The sequence below is a fragment of the Kamptonema formosum PCC 6407 genome, from assembly GCF_000332155.1.
In the GTDB taxonomy this organism is placed as follows: domain Bacteria; phylum Cyanobacteriota; class Cyanobacteriia; order Cyanobacteriales; family Microcoleaceae; genus Kamptonema; species Kamptonema formosum.
This window is the reverse complement of sequence record NZ_KB235907.1, coordinates 50225-50586: the sequence shown is the minus strand read 5'-3', so window position 1 is coordinate 50586 and position 362 is coordinate 50225. Positions and strand designations below refer to the sequence as shown.

The following is a 362-nucleotide window of genomic DNA, read 5'->3' as shown; positions in this document are numbered from 1 at the left end:
TTAATTTCTGGGTAGTTTTCTCGATTGTCGCTTCGTTTTCATAGATTTTCCCTCAATTAAATATTTTTCGAGTATTCTCTCACAAAAAGCGCTCGCTTAGTAGCGATTATTTATCCTTTGGTGAGTGTTTATTGGTGAGGCGGTTTTTTATCAATCGCCTCACTTAATTGCTTTCCGATCCAAAAACTGATACTTTGCATATTAAAAAGTGTCCGAAGTATTGTTTTAATAGTAATCTATTTTCCGTTTTGCGATCGCCACTAGCGATCTTTTTTGGGATTAAGTTTGAGTTGGTCAAGTCACAATCATAAACCTTTAAGGCTTGCCTCACGAGCGCATAGCACGAGAATAAACCCGATACT

At 37.0% G+C, this 362-nt stretch carries 1 protein-coding gene; it reads right to left on the bottom strand.

All coding sequences use genetic code 11. The features are described from left to right. Window positions 1-163 precede the first annotated feature (163 nt). On the bottom strand, window positions 164-362 hold a 199-nt coding region (locus OSCIL6407_RS38660; protein WP_234709978.1), incomplete at its 5' end, for a hypothetical protein.